This window comes from Gaoshiqia hydrogeniformans (genome assembly GCF_049347105.1).
Classification (GTDB): domain Bacteria; phylum Bacteroidota; class Bacteroidia; order Bacteroidales; family Prolixibacteraceae; genus Gaoshiqia; species Gaoshiqia hydrogeniformans.
In genome coordinates, this window is record NZ_CP186334.1 from 778,624 (window position 1) to 800,379 (window position 21,756).

17 protein-coding genes are annotated in these 21,756 nt (G+C 44.0%); 10 read left to right on the forward strand and 7 right to left on the reverse strand.

Annotation, left to right across the window (positions count from 1 at the left end; genetic code table 11):
* The first annotated feature begins 8 nt into the window (after window positions 1–8).
* The 5 genes from ACOIT5_RS03255 to ACOIT5_RS03275 all read left to right on the forward strand — a co-directional run bounded on the left by ACOIT5_RS03255 (window position 9) and on the right by ACOIT5_RS03275 (window position 6,813).
* On the forward strand, window positions 9–1,574 hold the full coding sequence (locus tag ACOIT5_RS03255; protein WP_423129030.1) for a RagB/SusD family nutrient uptake outer membrane protein: 1,566 nt from the start codon (window positions 9–11) through the stop codon (window positions 1,572–1,574).
* A gap of 14 nt (window positions 1,575–1,588) precedes the next feature.
* Window positions 1,589–2,656, forward strand: a complete 1,068-nt coding sequence (locus ACOIT5_RS03260) for a glycoside hydrolase family 18 (protein WP_423129031.1) — start codon at window positions 1,589–1,591, stop codon at window positions 2,654–2,656.
* A gap of 5 nt (window positions 2,657–2,661) precedes the next feature.
* Window positions 2,662–3,816, forward strand: coding sequence for a DUF1735 and LamG domain-containing protein (locus ACOIT5_RS03265; protein WP_423129032.1), 1,155 nt, complete (start codon window positions 2,662–2,664; stop codon window positions 3,814–3,816).
* A gap of 23 nt (window positions 3,817–3,839) precedes the next feature.
* The gene (locus ACOIT5_RS03270) at window positions 3,840–5,234 is read left to right on the forward strand and encodes a BT_3987 domain-containing protein (RefSeq protein ID WP_423129033.1); all 1,395 of its coding nucleotides are present in this window, start codon (window positions 3,840–3,842) and stop codon (window positions 5,232–5,234) included.
* A gap of 91 nt (window positions 5,235–5,325) precedes the next feature.
* Window positions 5,326–6,813 (forward strand): BACON domain-containing protein, encoded by a 1,488-nt coding sequence (locus ACOIT5_RS03275; RefSeq protein ID WP_423129034.1) that lies wholly within the window; start codon window positions 5,326–5,328, stop codon window positions 6,811–6,813.
* Window positions 6,814–6,885: 72 nt separating this feature from the next.
* On the opposite strand, the gene ACOIT5_RS03280 is transcribed toward ACOIT5_RS03275, so the two are convergent.
* Window positions 6,886–9,225, reverse strand: a complete 2,340-nt coding sequence (locus ACOIT5_RS03280) for a BamA/TamA family outer membrane protein (RefSeq protein WP_423129035.1) — start codon at window positions 9,223–9,225, stop codon at window positions 6,886–6,888.
* 159 nt (window positions 9,226–9,384) lie between these two features.
* Here ACOIT5_RS03280 and ACOIT5_RS03285 point away from each other — a divergent pair, with 159 nt between their 5' ends.
* Window positions 9,385–10,152: a TrmH family RNA methyltransferase gene (locus tag ACOIT5_RS03285; protein ID WP_423129036.1), complete on the forward strand. Its 768-nt coding sequence runs from the start codon at window positions 9,385–9,387 to the stop codon at window positions 10,150–10,152.
* Between the two features lie 53 nt (window positions 10,153–10,205).
* Here the strand turns inward: ACOIT5_RS03285 and ACOIT5_RS03290 are convergent, their stop codons facing one another.
* The 4 genes from ACOIT5_RS03290 to ACOIT5_RS03305 form a co-directional block, all read right to left on the reverse strand.
* A complete protein-coding gene (locus ACOIT5_RS03290) occupies window positions 10,206–11,762 on the reverse strand; it encodes an NAD(P)/FAD-dependent oxidoreductase (protein WP_423129037.1) in 1,557 nt (518 codons plus the stop codon).
* Window positions 11,763–11,779: 17 nt separating this feature from the next.
* Entirely contained in the window at window positions 11,780–12,550 is a 771-nt protein-coding gene (locus ACOIT5_RS03295) for a porin family protein (protein ID WP_423129038.1), read from the reverse strand.
* A 77-nt stretch (window positions 12,551–12,627) separates the two neighbouring features.
* Window positions 12,628–13,350, reverse strand: a complete 723-nt coding sequence (ubiE, locus tag ACOIT5_RS03300) for a bifunctional demethylmenaquinone methyltransferase/2-methoxy-6-polyprenyl-1,4-benzoquinol methylase UbiE (RefSeq protein ID WP_423129039.1) — start codon at window positions 13,348–13,350, stop codon at window positions 12,628–12,630.
* Window positions 13,350–14,387 (reverse strand): AIR synthase-related protein, encoded by a 1,038-nt coding sequence (locus ACOIT5_RS03305; RefSeq protein WP_423129040.1) that lies wholly within the window; start codon window positions 14,385–14,387, stop codon window positions 13,350–13,352. Before ACOIT5_RS03305 ends, ubiE begins: the two co-directional genes overlap by 1 nt.
* Before the next feature lie 109 nt (window positions 14,388–14,496).
* On the opposite strand from ACOIT5_RS03305, the gene ACOIT5_RS03310 reads away from it, so the two are divergent.
* Complete coding sequence (locus tag ACOIT5_RS03310; protein ID WP_423129041.1) at window positions 14,497–15,258, forward strand: SDR family NAD(P)-dependent oxidoreductase; 762 nt, start codon at window positions 14,497–14,499, stop codon at window positions 15,256–15,258.
* 33 nt (window positions 15,259–15,291) lie between these two features.
* Complete coding sequence (locus ACOIT5_RS03315) at window positions 15,292–16,368, forward strand: Ldh family oxidoreductase (RefSeq protein ID WP_423129042.1); 1,077 nt, start codon at window positions 15,292–15,294, stop codon at window positions 16,366–16,368.
* Window positions 16,369–16,403: 35 nt separating this feature from the next.
* On the opposite strand, the gene ACOIT5_RS03320 is transcribed toward ACOIT5_RS03315, so the two are convergent.
* Together ACOIT5_RS03320 and ACOIT5_RS03325 are read right to left on the reverse strand one after the other, a co-directional pair.
* Window positions 16,404–17,453 (reverse strand): glycosyltransferase family 9 protein, encoded by a 1,050-nt coding sequence (locus ACOIT5_RS03320; protein ID WP_423129043.1) that lies wholly within the window; start codon window positions 17,451–17,453, stop codon window positions 16,404–16,406.
* Window positions 17,454–17,455: 2 nt separating this feature from the next.
* Window positions 17,456–17,830, reverse strand: coding sequence for a DUF6165 family protein (locus tag ACOIT5_RS03325; protein ID WP_423129044.1), 375 nt, complete (start codon window positions 17,828–17,830; stop codon window positions 17,456–17,458).
* A gap of 309 nt (window positions 17,831–18,139) precedes the next feature.
* Between ACOIT5_RS03325 and ACOIT5_RS03330 the strand changes: the two genes are divergently transcribed.
* Together ACOIT5_RS03330 and ACOIT5_RS03335 are read left to right on the forward strand one after the other, a co-directional pair.
* Window positions 18,140–18,991, forward strand: coding sequence for a glycosyl transferase family 90 (locus ACOIT5_RS03330; RefSeq protein WP_423129045.1), 852 nt, complete (start codon window positions 18,140–18,142; stop codon window positions 18,989–18,991).
* A 441-nt stretch (window positions 18,992–19,432) separates the two neighbouring features.
* The gene (locus ACOIT5_RS03335; protein WP_423129046.1) at window positions 19,433–21,388 is read left to right on the forward strand and encodes an MAC/perforin domain-containing protein; all 1,956 of its coding nucleotides are present in this window, start codon (window positions 19,433–19,435) and stop codon (window positions 21,386–21,388) included.
* Window positions 21,389–21,756: the final 368 nt, after the last annotated feature.

Sequence of the window (21,756 nt, forward strand, 5' to 3'; positions counted from 1 at the left end):
ATACGAGTATGACAATTAATCAATCTACTATAAAAGTTCTTCTTCTGGCTTTGTTCGTATGTGCAGTTGCATGTACCGAAAACTACGAGGAATACAATACCAATCCATACAATGTCACCAAAGAACAGATGAAAGCTGACGGTTACAATGTGAGTGCAGCCCTGGTGGGCTTGCAGGGATGGGTATTACCGACCAATACCAATACATTCCAGTTTACCGATTGTCTTCTCGGGGGATCTTACGGGGGATACCTGGCCGATTCAAACAGTGGTTTCAATGCCGGAAAATTCTCAACATATAATCCTCAGCTGACATGGAATAAGGTTCCGTTTAATGATATTATTCCAAAAATATTTACAAATCTTACCCAAGTCAAATCTGTCACTGACGATCCGGTTCCACTGGCCATCGCCATGATAATTAAGGTTGCATCCATTGTTCGCATAACCGATATCTACGGCCCTATTCCGTATTCAAAAGTTGGCGAAGACGGCAGCCTGACAGCTCCTTATGACTCTCAGGAAAATGTTTACAACAAAATGTTTGACGAACTGAACCAAGCAATTGAAACATTGACTGTTCATAAGACCGAAGCCATTAGCCCCAATGCAGATAAGGTTTTCAGCGGAAACCTCATTAAGTGGATTAAGTTTGCCAACTCAATGAAACTTCGTATGGCTATGCGTATCGTTTATGCCAATCCAACTCTTTCGCAAACTGTTTCCGAAGACGTTGTTGCACACGAAGTAGGTCCAATGTCTGCTAACAGCGACAACGCCTACATGACTGTTACCAAGACTCCGTTCAGAGTTATTTGCTATGAGTATAATGGTGGCGATTCCCGCATTTCGGCTGATATAACTTCATATATGAACGGGTATAACGACCCTCGGCGCTCATTCTATTTCACTCAATCCACATTTCAAAATGGAGCGACAAACGGATTCGTTGGTTTGCGTAATGGCATTCAGATTCCTGCAAACACAATCGCACAGGCTTATTCAAATATGAATATAACCTCGGAAGAGTCAAAGATTTTATGGATGAATGCTGCTGAAACTGCTTTTCTTAAAGCAGAAGGAGCACTTCGGGGATGGGCCATGGGTGGCTCAGCCGAAACGTTTTACAATGAAGGAATCGAACTCTCATTCGAACAATGGGGAGCTTCAGGTGCCAGTTCTTACATGGAGAACTCAACAAATACCCCCGGCGCCTATGTCGATCCGATGGGATCATTTACGTACAGCGGATCTCCCAGTACCATTACGGTAAAATGGAACAACAGCTCCACAACTGAACAAAATCTCGAACGCATTATCACCCAAAAATGGATTGCTAATTTTCCGCTTGGCCTTGAAGCATGGGCAGAGTTCCGCCGTACCGGCTATCCGAAGTTAATGCCTGCCGTAGTGAATAACAGCGGCGGCGATGTGACCGACAACGAAATGGCGCGCCGGCTGACTTATCCGACAAGCGAATATGAAGAAAACCGGGCAAATGTGAATGCTGCCTTAGGATTGCTTGGCGGCGCCGATAAAATGAGCACTCACGTATGGTGGGATTGTAAGAACTAAAACAACAATGCGTTATGAAAAATAAAGTCGAAAAGAAAATACGATTAATCATCTCAGGGTTCATAATTGCAGCTCTGTTTAGCGCGTGTGAAGAATGGGCACAACCGGAAAGTCTGACAATCGTACAAGCAAATATCGAAGAACAAAACCCGGAGTTATATGCTCAATATCTTGAAAATTTGAAAGCATACAAAAATTCGGATCACAAGATTGTTCTGGCATGGTTCGATAACAAGATCAAAATACCTGTCACCCGGGCACATCACCTAAGCGCAATTCCTGACAGTGTTGATATTGTTATGATGATGTACCCCGACGAACTTTGCGAACGGGAAATCCGGGAAATCGAATCAATCCGAGCCAATAAGGGGACCAGGGTGATTTATACAATCAGTTATCCTGAGATAGAAAGCCTTTACAGTGCCACAATTGAAGCTGAAATAGAAGAATCCGGAATCTCTGCTACCGAAACAGCTGGATTTACAGCTTTTTTAAACTCGTACATGAACAATGCTCTGGCTTTGACCGACAAGTACAACTACGACGGTATCTGCCTGTTATACAAAGGAAAAGACCTTACTTATCTTGACGATGAAGACAAGTATAATGAATATGCATCACGGCAGGAAGCTTTCTTGTCTAAAATCAGCCAATGGTATACAAACCACGAAAATAAAACACTGATTTTTGAAGGTAGTCCGCAAAATATAATCAATAAACCGTTTTTATCTTCATGCAGCTATATTGTTCTTGGAAATACAACAGCAGCATCGGCATACCAGTTGACACTAAACACAAAAATGGCTATAACAGGCGGCGTTCCAACAGACCGTTTTATCGTAAGCGTCCCAACCTGCTCCCTTGATCCGGATGATGTAAAAACCGGTTATTTCACCAATCAGTCGGGTACGGCTGTCAGGGCAATAACTGAAGCAGCCTATTGGGTAACGACTTCGGAACCCGGATACAAAAAGGCAGGTATCGGTATTTACAATATCCAAAACGACTACTACAATACGAGTTTAGTATATAAGTACACCCGGGAAGCCATTCATATTATGAACCCTTCTCCTAAAAATTAAAGACCATGAAATTCAGACTATATTTTATTTTAATGGTATTAATAGCAGTATTTACATTTACGCGTTGCCTGGACACGGATCCCGATGGATCGTTGTTCGACAATAAAGTTTATATTGATGCCGGTTCCAAAACAATCACCTTATTAGTTAAAGACGAGACGGAAGCCTCGAAAACATTCCACGCTGCATTAGCCAAACCGGCAGAATCAACAATAAAACTTCTTTTTGAAGAAGATAAATCTCTTGTCAGCACATACAACAGCGCATATTACGACCAAGCATACATGCTCCCTGCCAAGTATTATGAAATATCTGCTAAAGAAGCTATAATCCCGGAAGGGAGCGCTGTCTCAACAGATATCACCGTTCACTTTAAATCGATTGATAATCTTTCAAGAGACACCGTTTATGTTCTTCCAGTGACAATTGCAAATGCAGATAAAATGGATATTCTCAAGAGTGGCCGTACGCTTTATTTTGTATTAAAAGCCGGTGCCCTCATCAATGTCGTTGCCGATATTCATGAAAATTATCTCGCCGTAAACTGGACTAATCCGGATGTTTGCAATAATCTGTCACAGGTAACGATGGAAGCATTGATCCGTGCCCGCACATTCAATAAACTGATCAGCACCGTGATGGGAATCGAAGGAAAATTTCTGATTCGTATCGGAGATTCAGGTTATGACCCCAACCAGATTCAGATTGCCACCAGTAATGGTAACTTCCCGGGAGCAACTTCAGACAAGGGTTTGCCGGTCAATGAATGGGTCCATATCGCATTAACCTATGATGCTCTTACTTATGAATACAACATCTATGTGAACGGAAAAGTCCAGTCTACAGGCATCCATCGAAATATCGGACTGATTAATCTGGGAGTTGGAGGGACAAACGGATTCTTTATTGGCCGTTCGTACGATAATAATCGTTCACTTGACGGGGAGATTAGTGAATGTCGTATTTGGAATATCATACGTACCAAAGATGAGATTGCCAATAGCCCTTATTTTGTTGTTCCTGATGCAGAAGGCCTGGTTGCTTACTGGAAATTTGATGAGGGATCAGGTAATACGGTTAAAGATCAAACGGGCAACGGAAATAATGCCGTGGCTAACAGTAATCTTAAATGGACATCAGTTGAACTTCCGGAGAAATAGGTCATTTTAAATTGAAAGGAATTATGAATTACATAAAACGAATAAGAATAAGCCTGTTTGCAGCAATGCTTATACTGACAATAGGAAACTTCACCTCTTGTGTTGATGATATTCATATTGGCAACATTGACGAGAGCAGTTACGAAACAGTAAAAGATGTTTACGGCTATTTGAGAAATTACAAAAGCTCGGTGAGCAACTCCGTTATTGAAATTTTTGATGGAGAAGAACATGCTACGGGAGAGCTTTATTTCGGTCTTACCAAAGTAAGTCACATCGCTGTTGATGTTAAACTCAAAATCGACGAAACGGTACTCACGGAATATAACAAAGAGAATGGGACTAATTACGAAATGTTTCCAACAAGCTTAGTGACAATTGAAGAAAACGGCGCCATCCTGATTGCACCAGGCGCAGTGAAATCAGATCCGATTACTATCACGGTTTCCAAGAGCGATCTCATTGAGTATAACAAAACCTATATGCTGCCCCTTTTAGTCGAATCAGCATCCAATGGGGTGAAGTTATCAACCGGTTCAAAAAACTATATCTATTGTGTCAAATTTTTGAAAACTCCCAACCCCAGAAAAGACAGCGGTATTATGTCATTTTGCTATCAGGAGGTCAATAGCCTTAATATTCTGAGCGTTGGTGAATACACGCTTAAGAACAGTGGCAAACCCTTTTATGATGTTGTCTTTATTTTTGCAGCAAATGGCAAGTTTAACGAAGAAACCGGCCGTTCATACTGTTTTTGTAATGAAAACGTGCAATGGATTCTCGACCATCGTGAAAAATACATCAAACCATTGCAGGATAAAGGAATTAAAGTCAGCCTTTCGATACTCGGAGGTATTGCAAACTTCACGCCTGAAGCTGCACGCGATTTCGCGCAGGAGTTGAAAAAAATTGTTGAGACCTATGGCCTTGACGGCGTTGACTTCGATGACGAATACGACAGCTACGATGCTTCTGTTCCAGGACATACCACGGCAACACAGCAAACCTACGCTCGTCTGGTGTATGAAGTTAAAAAAGCCATGCCCGACAAACTGGTAACTTTATACCACATCGGTAAGGTTGGATTCAATTTTGATGTTGACGGAATGGAACCCGGTGAGTTTATCGACTACGCCTATTACCCCTATTACGGAAGTTACAACACAAGCGGGTTGTCAACATATAAAGGTATGAACAGAAGCCAATGGGGGCCTTACCCCCTCAATTTAGGCAGTACCTCAACCTTTACATCCACGATGAGCACGCGTTTCAACAACCTTCGGAATGATGGTTATGGGGTGAATCTGCATTATTGTTTGCCGTCAAGAGATTATTCGTCTGTACTGAACCCAATGTCTCAGATTATTTACAATGAGCAGGTCGAGTTTTCAGGAATCATCTATGATAAAGATTGGTAGAAATTGCATTCACCGGCACGGGAGAGCAGGATATGACACCGCTTCTCTTCCATAATCGGGCATTGCATAAATTATTTTTAAACACATGAACATGAAAAAACTGTTTATAATAGTAACTGCCATCGCATTTTTGTTCTCGTGCAGCGATGACAACAACGAGGAACTGACCCAACAGGATGAGATATCAATCAGCGCCGAAACCATCCTGTTCAACAGTGAAGCTGTAAGTGCCTCAAACACCGTCAAAGTAACCTCGAGTAATGATTGGAGACTGACAGGAAAAAAAACCTGGTGTATACCGTCATTGGTTGAAGGGAAAAACGGAGATCAGGTGAGCTTCACAGCTGAAGAAAACAATACAGGGGAAAACCGAAGTATTACCTACACGTTTATATGTGGCAGCAAGATTGCAAAACTAGAAGTAATGCAAAGTCAGAACAACGTGATCGAACTTGTTACCAAAACCATCTACGACGTTGCTTCTGCCGGTTCGGATATCTCTGTCAGACTTAATACGAATGTCAATTTCACGATCGAGATCCCTGATGAAAATAAGGAATGGATCACCAATCCAAATACCAATACTCCACCCCAGGGCATTGAACCGTCCTGGCTTTATTTCAAAATTGCCGGGAATAACACTTATAGGGCGCGAACAGGCAAGATCATTATTAAAGGACAAGGCATTGCAGACCAGGAAATAACGATTAATCAGGCGCAAAACGACGCAATTATCCTGAATGAGATCAACTACCACGTAAGTTCCACAGGAGGGGTAGTTACCGTGAACCTCCAAAGTAATGTTCCTTATACGGTATCAATACCCGCTTCAAAACAGACTTGGGTTGGCAAAACTTCCGAAACAACTGCTCCCGTAACTGAAGGGCTAAACAGTTTTCAGGAAACATTCGAGGTAAATGAAACAACGATCTCCCGCGTTGCCCAGATAACATTCGCAGGAGGTGCAGCATCATCAACCGCAATTTTTGTGCAACTATCCGCCAATCCGGTGTATACGACAATTCCCGATATCAACTTCCGCAACTTCCTAAAGAGCAACGATTATATATTTGTCATGAATGATGTAACCGGTGAAAGTGTCGCCACCCAGGATGGATTAAATGCAACTTCCTTCGCGGTAAGCAGCAGAACAATTTATTCGTTGCTTGGTATCGAAGTATTTACCAACCTAAGAACTCTCAACTGTTCTTCCAATTACATCACCGAATTGGATTTAAGTTACAATACTGCGATTACCTCATTAACATGCACAACGAATAAACTGAATAAACTTATTCTTGGCGATATTAATATTACATCATTATCATTCACAACCAATAACCTGAGAAACCCGGCATTGGAATATTCAACTGAGCTAACAATCGTGAGTAATAAATTGAGAACATTTACCTGTTCGAGCACGCAAATAATAACTCTTGATATGTCGGAATGTCCTGCTCTGACCTCTCTGACCTGCTCAAGTGCTACAGCGCTGACGACCTTGTACCTGAAAGAGAGCCAGATTGCTAATCTGACAACATTCAATAAACCCGCAGCAACCACCGTAGTTTACAAATAATCCGAAGTTGCGTATTGTCTGAAGGCCGTTTCAAATCTGATGTTGAGACGGCCTTTTTGCATCCGGACGGCATCAGAACGGATAACCAATGGCAAAGGACAGGCTGAAATGTTCGGCTTTGATCGGGTAGTTCCCGATAATAAAACGTTTGCCCGGTTCGAGCGATGGATCTCGGAGTTTCATACCCAAATCGAAGCGAAAAACAAAATAGGTGAAGTCGAACCGGAATCCGGTGCCGGTACCAATGGCCAGTTGTTTGTAAAACTGATCAAATTTAAACTGGGCCCCCTCCCGGTTGTCCTTATTGTTGACAGCCCAAATATTCCCGGCATCAAGAAAAAAAGCGCCTTCGAGTAATCCCAAAAGCGGGTAGCGGTATTCCAGGTTCCCTTCCAGCTTAATATCTCCGGACTGGTTTGGATAAGCGTCTTCCGAAGCTTTGTATGTGCCCGGACCAAGAGTTCTGACCTGCCAGGCCCGGATGCCATTGGCCCCTCCTGTAAAATACTTCTTTTCGAAGGGCAGTACGTCAAAATTACCGTAGGGCAGGCCGATCCCGAGAAAGGCACGCCCCACAATGGAGTTTGCTTTATCGAGCATGAAACCGTAGCGGTACTCGAAGTCCGTTTTCAGGTACTGCGCAAAACGGGTCCCGAATACTTTGTAATATTCCGATTCAACATTCGTCACCGGATCCTGCTCCGTTACTTTACTTTTCCCAATCAGCCGGGTGTATGCCGACAACAGATTCCCCGACGATTCGAATGACCACCTGAAGTAATGATAATTGTCTTTCAACCCGAGAATGCGGGTATTATCAACCAGGGTGTAGTTCAAGGCCATGATCATGTGATCGGTGAAACTGCTTTTGATGTATAAGTCTTCGATTGAATTTATAAAATCGGGGTTAAACTCGTACAGATTGACATAATTCAGATCAACTATATTCAGGTAGTTTGTACGGAACGGCTTGCTTTTCCAGGTGTAACCATATTTAAAGGTGGTGATTGTCCGCGTATAATCCGGACGTCGCTGATAATTATAGCCTAAGGTAAAACTCGTTTGCGGTACCTGGTAATGAAAGAAGTGCCGGTCGTCCAGCGGACTTAAAAACTTGGGGAGTGTCAGCGAACTTTCAAGGCCGTATTCCCGCGTATTAAAGTTTAGCCGGCTTTCGCTGACAACTGCCTGCTGGCGCTCAAAAGCCCCTTTCAGGGTAACATTAACAATCTCCGCCCCGCGAAAAAGATTCCGGTGCTGATAATTCAGGTTACCGGCTACCCCCAGGTTTCCCGATGAGTTGGTTCCTTCCACATCTACCGAAAATCCCTGCCGTTGCAACGGGGTCATCAACAAATTACAATCCAGCACTCCAATAGAATCATTCCCCAGCGAATCAACCACATCAAAGTTCAGGTTCACGACTTTAAACTGCTGCAGCTGATTCAGCGAACGAAATGTTTTTTCAACATTTCTCAGCGAATAATAGGTACTGTCCTTCACCCGGTTCAGGCGTTCAAACAACTCCGGTTTGTATTTCATGCTTCCCCTGTAAAAATAGGTGTACGGTGGTTCGAAAATGGTGTCGGGTTTTGCCAGCTCTTTGGTGAATGCAACTTGCGGGGGAATATAATCCGGGTTCACCCGGTAGTTCCTGATCACGAACCTGCGGTGAGCGACCAGATCATCAGAAACATCTGCCAGGTCGGCATCGGAAATAACAACCGTCAGATCCACCTGTTTCCGGTTTAAGCTGCTGTCGGCGACAAACTGCACAAAGTCTTTTGAAAAACCATAATATCCCCGGTTTCTCATCAGTACCGTTATACGTTCTCTTTCTGCATTTAACTGATCCACATCAAAAATATCATTCCTTTTTACCACCTGACGGCTGGTATCAGCCAGGATCACCGGGCTGATCCGCGGATCTTCAATTTCGTAAGCGTAACTCCGCACCCGGTAAGGCTCGCCGGCCCGGATATGAAAGCTCAGGTTTACCTTTGGTTTTTTGGGGTGAACCGTTAACGAATCGATAATCACGGCATCGTAAAATCCCTTGTTCCGCAAATAAATAGACAATTGCTCCATCGATTTGCTTTTCTGCCATTCTTCATAAATCACCGGGGCCTCCCCAATGCGTTTTAACCAACCATCATCCTTCCTCGAGGACGACAAGTTATACATGGCCAGGTGAAACTTCAGAAAACCAATGATCTTGAGGTTTCCTTCCTGCCTCACCTGCCCTTTTAGTTCTTCCTTATTGATTTGCTTATGGTCGACACGTACAGATACATTATTTAACAGGTATTTTCCCTCAGGCACATACTTCGTCGAAGAACATGCGCTGATCACGGCAACTGCCAGAAATAAAACCGCCAACCGTACCTCTGTATTTACCAATCTCTTTCTCATAAAAGATTTTCCAAAAATTTTCAGCTTAAAGATCCCGTTTTCTTTTTATTCCGCTGCCCGGGATTGAATCGTCTGTTTGTTTCACAAAAATAAGCGCTCATCATAGCAAACAAATCATTCAGGCTGTTTATTTTTACAAATTGTTTGCCGAAACCCATCATGCTCAGTAAAAATAAAATAAAATTTATTCTTTCGCTTGCCCGGAAAAAAAACCGGGATGCCGAACAGGTCTTTTTGGCCGAAGGAAATAAGCTGGTTACCGAAGCGATCGGCTCCGGGTTTACGATTGAACTACTGTGCGGTACAGCTGATTTTCTGAAAGAAAACAAGATTGATCGCCTGTGTGCAAACGAAGTTCTGGAAGTTTCTGCCGAAGAAATCAAGAAAGCCAGTTTGCTGCAATCGCCCCAGGACGCGCTTGCCGTAGTCAGGATGCCCGGATACGGTTTTTCACCTGATCTCATCGCCGGCGAATTTTCGCTTGCCCTCGACTCCATCCAGGATCCCGGCAATATGGGAACCATCATGCGCATAGCCGACTGGTTCGGGATAAAGCATATCCTTTGCTCTGAAAGTACGGTTGACTGCTATAATCCCAAAGTCATTCAATCGGGCATGGGAGCCATCTTCCGGGTGCAGGCGCATTATCTCGAACTGCCCCAAACCCTGGCCCGGGCAGCCCGATCGGGCCTGCCGGTTTACGGAACCTTCCTTGATGGTGAAAATATCTACGATCACCCGCTAAGCCAAAACGGCATCCTGGTGATGGGAAACGAAGGCAACGGTATTTCAGCAGAAGTAGCGAAGACAATCAGCGCCGGCATTCACATTCCATCCTATCCTCCGAACGGGCAAAGCAGCGAATCGCTCAACGTGGCCGTTGCCGCCGCTATCTGCTGCGCCGAATTCAGAAGGCGGCTGAAGTAAGCCACCAACAACGATGAACAGAGATTCGCCCCGACAATCAAGGGAAAGTCGTATCAGGCTTCCAGGTTCTGAACCAGAGCCTCGGCACAGCGCTCGCCGTCGATGGCCGACGAAGCGATTCCTCCGGCATAGCCGGCTCCCTCGCCGCAGGGATATAAACCGGCAATACGGATATGCTGCATGTTATTTTCGTCGCGCGGAATACGCAAAGGAGAAGAGGTTCGCGATTCGACGCCTACAGCCACAGCCTCTTCACTGTGAAAACCCCTGGCCTTATGATCGATTTGCAGGATCCCTTCGCGTAAACGGGTTGAGATCCGTTTAGGCAGTTTTTCGTGTAAGGCGGAAGAAATTAATCCCGGCTTGTACGAAGAAACCGGCAGGCTTGCCGATTTACGTCCGGCGACAAAATCAGTCAACCGCTGGGCCGGGGCAAACTGGCTATGTCCGTTTAGCTCATAACACAATTTTTCTACCGACTTCTGAAACTCCAGGCCTGAAAATACACCGAAGTGGGCAAACTCACGCAGGTCTTCCGGTCGGATTTCAACCACCAGCCCCGAGTTGGCAAAAGGCGAATTTCGCTGTGACGGCGACATGCCGTTTACCACAAGCTCTCCTGGAGCCGTGGCCGCCGGGACGATAAAACCGCCCGGGCACATGCAGAAGGAATACACGCCGCGCTCGTTAACCTGTTCGGCAAACGAGTAGGTGGCGGCGGGCAAATACGGTCCCCGGCTGTCCTGGTGGTATTGAATGGTATCGATCAGCGCCTGGGGATGCTCCACCCGGACGCCTATCGCAAACGATTTCGCTTCGAGGTTGACGCCGTTTCGGTCAAGCATTTCGTAAATATCGCGGGCCGAGTGACCGGTGGCCAAAATAACCGAAACACAATCGAACCGGCTGCCGTCGGCCAGAACAAGGCCTTTACATGTCTCATTTTTCAGGATGAGACCGGTCACCCGGCTGTTAAAATGAATTTCGCCGCCCGAGGCCAGGATCTGCTCCCTGATCCGGGTGATCACGCCCGGTAATTTATTTGTGCCGATGTGAGGGTGGGCATCAACTAAAATCTGGGGATCAGCCCCAAACTGAACCAGAATTTCAAGTGTTTTTTGAACGTTCCCTCGCTTTTTCGAGCGGGTGTACAGTTTCCCGTCTGAAAAGGTGCCGGCTCCGCCCTCGCCAAAGCCGTAATTCGAATCCGGATCTACCAAATGTTCCCGGTGGATTTTGGCAATGTCCCTTTTTCGGTCGCTGACATTCTTTCCCCGTTCGAAAATAACCGGTTTGTACCCCAATTCAATCAAACGCAATGCAGCAAACAAACCTGCCGGGCCGGAACCAATAATTCCAACCGGCTGCTTTGTCCCGACATAGCCATACGGATACGGGGTGAATTGGGCAACAGGTTCTTCGCCAAGATACACCACGATGCCCAGGTTTATTTTGATTTGACGCTGCCGGGCATCAATCGACCGGCGACGCACCACAACAGCGGTTATTTCTTCGGGGTTTACTCCAAGCTTCGAAGCGGCTATGGGACGATAGAACTGTTCATCGGACGCCTGTTTGGGAGTAAGGGATAAATTGAGTTCTTTTTTCATGTATTATACAAAACATCTTACTCAAAGTGGAAACTCAAAGTAAAAATGTGAGAGGTCATTTCTTTGATGGCATAGGTGTAATAAGCGCGTTGTGTCTCGTCGGGGATCTTATTCCCGATGAGGTCAGCCAAACCAAGGCTCACTTTCAGTTCGGTTGAGAACCTGAAGAAACGGAGATAACTGTCGAGTCCGACACCGGCTTCGATAAAAAAATCTGCCTTTCCCGGTCGGATCAGGTCTTCAACCCCGGTTTTCGAAATGTCGATCCGCATCGCTCCCCCGCCAATCAAATACGGCCGTTGGTTATTCAAGCGGCTGGATTTATATTTCACAAGGACGGGCAAATCAATATAGGTTGCTTTGATGGAATAATTTTCAAGAGGCTCCACGCCAATATTATTATCGTAAATCGGCACATTATAAACCAACCGGCGTTCTCCAAATGAAAGTCCCGGCAAGAAACGCAGGTCGAAATACTCGCCTAAGCGCAAATTAGTCACAATCGCGACCGTCAGGCCGGGAACCAGACTGGGAATATCGGCGCGAACCGTATCCGTCATCACGATGTCGTGACCGTCGGCATTTCCCCAGCTTTTTTCTACAAAAGCAGGATTTGCGCCAATCGGCGACCAGTGTTCCAGGCGGTAATCCATCATGTTCATCCCGATGGTGAAACCGAAATGAAGCTTCTTATCATCAAAAGTTGTCAGATTTTTGACACGCGGCAACTGTGCAAATGTTTGCAAACTTAAAAGGATGAACAATACTGTACTGATTTGCTTTTTCACCTGATTTCCGTTTGTATCTTAATTCAAAACAACAATATGTCAAAATTATTGTCTGGATTCCTTAACAAATCCATCATTTATTTTTCTGCCAGGTAGATGGTGGCGATGCCAAAAGTCCTGCGCCACTGCCTGGCGCCTGCAAAGCCTGCTTCTTTCAGGATATTCAGAAAATCCTGATCATCGGGAAAAGCCATGACCGACTCGGGCAAATAGCTGTAGGCCGAAGCGTCCTTCGAAACCAGTCCCCCGATGAACGGCAAGATGCGGAAAAAATAGAACCGGTAAAGTTGCTTAAAAGGGAAATATTTGGGTTTTGAAAATTCGAGGATGACGGCCACCCCGCCCGGCTTTAGCACCCGCTTAAACTCGGACAGGCCTTTTCCAAGGTTTTCGAAGTTCCGCACGCCAAAAGCAACGGTAATGGCATCGAACGAATGGTCGCTGAAAGGCATATTCTCGGAATCTCCTTTCCTGAAATGAATCATTTGATCCAGTTTCAGCCGTTTTACTTTGGCCTCTCCCACCCGGATCATTTGTTCCGACAAATCGAAGCCAACAATTTCCAGTGGTCCGATTTTGGCGGTTTCAATGGCAAAATCGCCCGTACCCGTTGCCACATCGAGCACCCGTTCGGGCTTAAAGGTCTTTAAGATCCGAACGGCCTTTTTGCGCCAAAGTTTATCGATTCCCAAACTCAGAAAATGATTCAGGAAATCATATTTGGGAGCAATCTGGTCGAACATCTGCTCTACCTGCTGTTTTTTGTTTTTATCCGAATCGTGATAAGGAGCTACTGTCATTAAACGCTGGGTATCATTTTATCAATAAAACCGAACGATTCATCGTCAATCCGGATTTCGCCCCTGGTCACATGCCCGAGTGTGAAGAACGGCAGGTTGGTCGTCCGCATGTAATCGACAAAATCGTCGACATTTTTTTTCGGAACGCCCACGATCAAACGCCCCATCGATTCGCCAAACAGGAAAGCATCGCGGCGGATTTCCGCATCGGTGGTAATATCGAAGCCTAAACCGGCAGGCATCCCGGCCCGCAGCAACGAAAAAAACAGGCCGCCTTTTCCGACAGGGCTTGCCGAAGAGATCAACCCCTTGTCAATCAAATCAGCCATCACTTTGTGCAGGCGCGCTTCGATCTCAATATCAAAAACCGGCAGTTGAGAATCGTTAATCTGATGATAAAATTCCAGGTACTCCGACGAATTGATATCATCATACGAATAGCCGATCATGAATATATTGTTTCCTTTGGTTTTCAGCTGATGGGTAATCACTTTTTCCTTATCGTCAACACTCCCCACCATACTGATAATAATGGTTGGCGACACCGGTCCGTGACCGGAAAAATAATCAAAGCGGATTTTTCGGTCCGACACCCTCAGCCCGTATTTGGCGCTGGCATTTTCAAGCCCTTTTTTTGCGCCCGAGGCGATAAACTGTCCGTTGGGGTCGGCAATATTGATGTGGTATAAAAAAGCGCTGACAGCCTGCGGTTTCGCCCCGTAACAAACCATGCGGCGGGCGGCCCTGCTGATCAGGATTTCGGTAGCCGTTTGGGGGTCGTTTACCAGGTGGTGATGAAACGCATGGGTGGTCATCGACATCACCTGCCCGCTGTCGGTAGTAAAAATGCCCGCATCGTCGGTTTCGTCATTGGCCAGGTTTTCAAGCTCAAATCCCTGTTCACTAAAATCATTGAAATAATTAACCGGCGCCAAATTTGGGTTCACCATTAGGTTAAAAACAATATCATGGATATCTTTGGGCTCTTCAATCTGTTCAATCGAAAAGACTTCTTTGTTTTCAATCACTTCGGCCATATTGTTTTGTTTAAAGCTTGAATAATGAAAACAAAAATAGTCAAGTAGTTGATTTTTCCATACTAAAAGGGAATTTAAATTTGTACGTTCAACCATAAAATGTGAAACCATGAGCAAAAAAATTGCATTAATTACCGGGGCTACAGCCGGAATTGGTCTGGAAACAGCACGTATCCTCTCCCAACATAAGTACTCCCTCATTTTAACCGGACGCCGCAAAGACCGGCTCGAAAAACTAAAAACAGAACTGGAACAGCAGGGCGCCGAAATTTATTTGCTGAACTTTGACATCCGGTCGAAACAGGAGGTTGACCGGGCGCTCCGTTCGCTTCCCGATGAATGGAAAGCCGTTGATGTGCTGATCAATAACGCGGGACTGGCTGCCGGCCTCGATACCGTAGCCCGCGCCGATGTAAATGACTGGGAAATGATGATCGACACCAATGTAAAAGGGCTGCTCTATGTTTCGCAGATCGTATCCGGCTGGATGATTGCCCGTAAGCAAGGGCATATCATCAACATTTCGTCCATTGCCGGCAAAGAAGCCTATCCGATGGGATCGGTATACTGCGCTACTAAACACGCCGTAAACGCCATCAGCAAAGCCATGCGCATCGAACTGGCGCCTCATCACATCAAAGTCAGCACCATCAGTCCGGGCGCGGTAGAAACCGAATTTTCGCTCGTGCGGTTTAAGGGCGACCAGGAAAAAGCCGGTAAAGTGTACGAAGGTTTTACGCCGCTCGATGCAACAGACATCGCGGAAAGTATTTACTTTGTGCTCTCGCGGCCTGCCCACGTGAATATCGACGACATGTTAATCATGCCCGCGGCGCAGGCTTCGGCCCGCGATATTGTAAGGGAAGGGTAGCGAGTAACGAGTAGTGAGTAAATAAGTAGTAAGATGAATGTTTCTGCATCCTATTTAAAAGAGTTTACCAAACAAGTTTTTGAACAGATGGGCTGTCCGCCGGCGCAGGCCGAAGAAGCGGCAGATTGCCTGAATCAGGCCGACCTTCGGGGAGTTGACTCGCACGGGGTGGCGCGCTTAAGCGGGTACGTCCGCCTGTGGGAAAAGAAAAGGCTGAATGCCACGCCTCAAATGAAGATCGTCCACGAAACGCCATCAACCGCCGTGCTCGACGGCGACCTGGGGCTGGGACTGGTAACCGCCCCCGAAGCCATGCGCATTGCCATAAACAAAGCCCGCAACGTGGGCAGCGGCTGGGTGGCTGTAAAAAATTCAAATCACTACGGGATCGCCGGTTATCATGCCATGATGGCGCTCGGCGAAGACATGATCGGCATTTCGCTGACCAACGCCAGCCCGCTGGTCTCGCCTACCTTTTCGAAAAGCCGCTTTCTCGGGACCAACCCCATTGCCGTAGCCATTCCGGCGCTCGAAGAGCCCCCGTTTGTAATTGATATGGCCACGACCACGGTTGCCAACGGAAAACTGGAAGTATTGCAACGTAAAGGTGAAGATGCGCCTTTAGGCTGGGCTCAGGATAAAGAAGGCCAGCCAACTACCGATGCGTTTATCCTGAAAAAAGGTGGATCGATGCTTCCGTTGGGAGGCAGCCGTCTGCATGGCGGGCACAAAGGTTACTGCCTGGGCGCTATGGTCGATATTTTTTCGGCCGTTTTGTCGGGAGCCAATTACGGCCCGTGGGTGCCGCCCTTTGTGGCCTTCCTCGAACCGCCGGCCAACCCGGTAGGCGACGGAATCGGTCATTTTCTGGGCGCCTTCCGGATTGATGCTTTCCGCCCGGCCAACGAATTTAAAACACATATGGACAACTGGATCCGCACATTCCGCCAGGCCGAAGTGGTGGCGGGCGAAGAAAAAGTACTAATCCCGGGCGACCCCGAACGCGAAATGACCGAAGAGCGGCTAAAAAACGGCGTCCCCTTGCAAAACGCGGTCGTGGAAGACCTGCAGCAACTGGCACAAAAATTTAATTTGGCCTTTCAGGCTTGAATGATAAAAAAACAGCCGGGAATCAGTTTTTCCGGCTACTTTTTTTCAGACTTGGTCAATAGCTGATTTACACGGGCTAAAACCCGGTCGACTGAAATATAATCCATGCAGCGGACAGATTCGTAGATACATTTTTTGTTGCCAAATACCGAACACGGCCGGCAAGCCAGATCGTTCCCTTCGTATTGAATCCTGTTTTCTTCGGGTTGATGGTAGGGCACAAAACCCAGCGAAGGATGAGTTGCCCCCCAGATGGAGATCGTGGGCACTCCGGCCATCGATGCCAGGTGCATATTGGCCGAATCCATCGAAACCATCAACTCCAAATGGGGCAGAACCTGGATTTCCTGGTTAAACTTCAGGTAATGGGCGGCAACCAGGCAATTTGGATATTTTGCAGCTAACTGATCCAGAATTTCCAGCTCGGATTTTCCACCTCCGAATAAAACAACGGTATGAGCATTGTTTTTTGTCAACTCCGCGATTAACATTTCTGTCTTATCTTTTCCCCACACCTTTTGCTGATGTTTGGCAAAAGGGGCAATACCAATTAAGGTATGAGCCACCAAAGGATCTAATCCAAGTAATGTTAAAGCTTCTTCTCTTGCCGTCTTGGGGAACAATGGAGGAACAGACAAAGAAAAACGAAAACCCGCTTTCTCAAAGGCGGTGGCATACCGCTCAAATGTAGATGGAAGCGGCTCCCGTGATTTTGTTTTAATGGCCAGCTTTTTTTCTTTCCGTCCCTTGTTAAAACCAATGACCCGGTAACCGGCCACGCGAAAGCAGGCATTCAGCGCGTAGGTGCGGATCACCTGGTGAAGATCGATCACCAGGTCGGGGTTCACCTCCGATTTCAACTGTTTAAACAGGCGAAAGAGGCCCGCTGTCCCTTTGTGTTTTTCTTTAAAATCGGCCCCGATCAAATGCAAGCGTTCTATCCCCCGGAAAACCGGGAACAGGAAAGCCGGGGTGCACAAATAGATTTCGACCTGCTGATTTGATGCCAGAAGACCTTTTAACACGGGCAGCAACATCACCACATCGCCCATGGCCGAAAACCGGTAAACCAAAATCCTGGTCATTGTTAAGCGTAATCTTCGTATGACTTTTCTTCCATCAACGACGAGTTTGTCAGCTGGTTGATTTGCCGTTTTACCTCGGAACGTTTATCGTTGGTGAAATAAACCGAGCGCGCCACTTCAATAAATTCGGCGCCAAAATCTTTGGCTTTTTCCAATTCCCTGATCCGGTCTTCGATATCCCACAACTGTTTATTGATGCTCAACAACTCGCAGTAGAACGGATGATCTTTGGCAATAATCGATTTTACAGCCTGGTCGAGCACATCAAACTCAGCTTTCAGGTTAACCAGTTTTTGCTCATCTTTTATATTTTCAAGCTTGATTTCGATGATTGTCAGCTTATCAACAATCTCTCCGTTGGAAACTTCTATTTTCATCGGTAAAGGCATTTTATGATTATCCCAACAAAGAAACAGAATTTTGTCAACTTTTTACCGCTATTTTTACTAATATCGCAGGATAATTAATAGCTCTTCTCACGGATGCAGATACTTAAAATCAAACAATTTTTACATTACAGAAAGCATCGTAACAACAAAATTCTGTATTACATTCAAGGATATATTCGTTATGGGGTCCCGTATTTTTTTGTACAGCTAAAAACAAAATCCATTTTATCTGCATTTAATAAACTGGATCAGTCAACCCGCACTTACATTCAGAACCGGATTAACTATTATAATAAGTTGAATCAGGTAAATTCAATCCCTGAGGAGCCAGCTGCAGATGGTTCTGAAATGGTTTCGCTTTCAAAACTTAAATTAGGAGCAGAATTTAATGGTAGAAGATCTAACAGTACTTATGTTTTCGATACAAATGAGATAACCAGGTTTTTTAATCAGGAATACAAGGCATCATTTCTTTTTGGCGATATTATTCATGTCCCCAAAATCCCGTCATTTGTCAAAAGCAGGCCAATCGCAGGGGATAATTCGAACTCAGTTATACTGAAACTGGATAAGATCAGGCATTTTACCTTTGTTAAGGACAACAGACGGTTTTCTGACAAGAAAGATATCCTTATCGGTCGTACTTACGTAGATCAACCACATCGGAAAAGATTCTGGCAAATGTACTTTAACCATCCGATGTGTGATCTTGGTAACATCAATCATAAACTAAAAGATCATCCCGAATGGCTTGTTGCTCCTATGGCTATTGATGATCATCTGGATTATAAATTTATTTTGTGTCTGGAAGGAAATGACGTGGCCTCAAATCTGAAGTGGGTGATGTCATCAAATTCATTGGCAGTTATGCCAAAACCAACCTATGAAACATGGTTTATGGAAGGTTGCTTAATTCCTAACTATCACTATGTTGAAATTAAAGACGATTTTTCTGATTTGGAAGAACGACTGAAATATTATATCGCCCACCCGAAAGAAGCAGAAAAGATCATTGATCATGCCCATGAATACATAAAGCAGTTTCTCGACAAAAAACAGGAAAGACTTATTTCGCTGATGGTTGCTGACAAGTATTTTGTTTGCACCGGCCAGGCAAACATATCGAACCCAGAGAACTATTTTGCATAGCAACTGGAGTATTCATCAGGAAAAAGGAGCCTTATGTCATCACGTGGGGGCAGAAAAAAACAAGTTCTGATAATACAAAAAATGTCTGGCTCAGATTTTTTGCTTTAGCTTCGGAATACTCCGGCAATCTTTAATGTGGTTTCTCTTTCAATCTCCATCATTATTATGCTCAGTATAGATATACTGAGACTCTTAGAGAATGACTGCTCCAATTTTCCAACCCTCAATTCATATCTTCAATAAAAAATTTAAAAATAATATTTGAATTAAGATAATTAATCAATATATTTGTGTCAATTGATTTTCAGAATAGATATCCAATCTTATTTGCCACTTATCATTAAATATATAGATTATTTGTGTGAAAGTATTGTTTTATAATAGTCTTGTTAGATAAAAAATACTGAAAAGTAATTATACTAATCATATAAAATTATACTCATGAAAAAAATTTATTTTCTTATTTATGTTTTATGTATTACGCTTATTAGCAGTTGCAATAATGATAGTTTAGATGGGACCCAGAATGACCCTGAAAGCTATCGTGAAATGCAGATTCGTTCTGGGGGTGATGGAGCTTATGATTTGCTAGGTTATGGATATGATATAACGGGGGAATACGGCCCCACAAGTGGGAAATCTCAGGTTATTGATTTAAATGCCTTCTTAAACACATATCCTGATAGAATCGAAACAAATGAACCAAGAAGCAGTACTTATGAAATAACGACAGGCTACAATTCATTGGATTTAAGTCAAAAAATGGCAATTAATTTTTCTTCGAGTTCAACAATAGCTTTCTCTGATGAAATAAAGCTTTCATTGGCTAGTGAATATTCTTCATCCACTAGTTATCAGTATGTTTCAACTTACGCTCAAACATTTGCGAATTATGGTATCTTGACTAAAACAATTGATATTGAAGCAGACAAAAATGTTTTATCTAATTTTTTAACAACAAAATTTAAAGATGACGTAAATTCCTTATCTCCTCAAAAAGTAATTGAACGATATGGTACGCACGTATTGGCCTATGTAAAACTAGGAGGAGTGCTGAATTTGTTTTATCATTCAAAAGGAGTCGAAAATCAAATAACAATATCAAATAAGGCAGGATTTCAATCATCTTTTTTTAATACTTTTAAGGTTAATATTGGCGAATCTTATGACCAAACACTTGCCGAGAAAAATACTTTTCAATATATGAAAGTAAAATCCATGGGCGGCACACAATACATTTCTTCAACTATAAATTTTGATAACGAAGGAAAGGCATCCCAAACAATTAGTATAGACAAATGGTTACAATCAATTGATGAATCGTCCTCTGTTTTAATTGGAACTGATCCAAATAAAGTTTATCCTATTTATGATTTTGTGCCTTCTGATAAAAGGCAAGCATATATTTCTGCCTTCAACGAATACTTGACTAGTAAACGTTATAATATCATCAATACTGCAGGTGCTATTGACAACTATAGAGTTGTTAAAGGATTAGGAAACAGTAATGAAGGTGGAGGTGTAGTAGTTGCTGATGTTAATAAAAATGGTAAGCCTGACATAATTCTCATGGGTAATGATAATCCTAGTAAAGATAATGCTTTTTGGTATTGGGTGAAATTTGATGTTGATAGAGACGGCGAACTTGGAACTCTCTCTAAAAAGTTTATTGTTCCTGTGAAATATTCCTATACGAACCATGGTGCTGCAATTACTTACGGAGATATTGATAATAATGGCAAGCCTGATTTAATTTTTATGGCCTTAGATAAGGCGTCGGAATTTAGATATGTAATAGGATATGACGTAAATGCAGATGGTAGTTGTACAAGATTTTCTTCCGTGAGGACGTCAAGCGGGCTTGGAAGTAACTCTGACGGTGCTGGAATATCAATTTGCAATATTGACGCAAATCCGAAACCAGATTTAATCCTTATGTCATATGATGCTCCTACTGGGCCAAATGGATTTAGGTATAAAATTTTATATAATATTGATAGTAATGGGATTGCTACATATGAATCAAGCACACGTTATATAAATGGAGTTGGAAGTGCCGGAGAGGGGGCAGGTATAACTGTGGGCGATATAAACAAGAATGGTAAATTGGACCTTATTTTGACAGCATACGATGCACCTAGTGGTCCAAATACATTTAAATATGTTGTCGCTTATGACATTGATGATAAAGGTCTCCCCGGGGTGATTTCTACTCATGCTACCAACAAGGGTTGTGGTAATACAGGAGAAGGAGCTGATGCGTATTTATATGATATCGATGGCAATGGATTCTTAGATATTGTTTTTATGGCAATTGACGGTAGTGATCCAAATGAGTTCAGGTATTATATAGGACATGATATTGGCTATGACGGTGTAATATCATACTTTCGTTAAGGGTTATAGTCTCTATAGACTATCCATAAACGCCGGATATACGGACAAAATAATAATTGTTTCTCCCGAAAAAAGATCTTTTTGATTTTACATCAGGAATTGATCGAATAACAAAAATTTTGAATAATATAAAAAAGAGATGAGCCTTTTATTGATTCATCTCTTTTTTTGTGTAAAACATAGACATATGTTTATCTTAGTGGACTATAATCGAAGTACCCCAAAACAACCTTTTCCCGTAAAAGCACGCAAATTCAGATAAAAACACAGCTCAACAATTACATTCGGTTTATGAACAAACCGGCGGGTATAAAAAAGATGCGGCTTTGGGCTAACTGATACCCTTTCTGAAAACCTGGCGCATACGC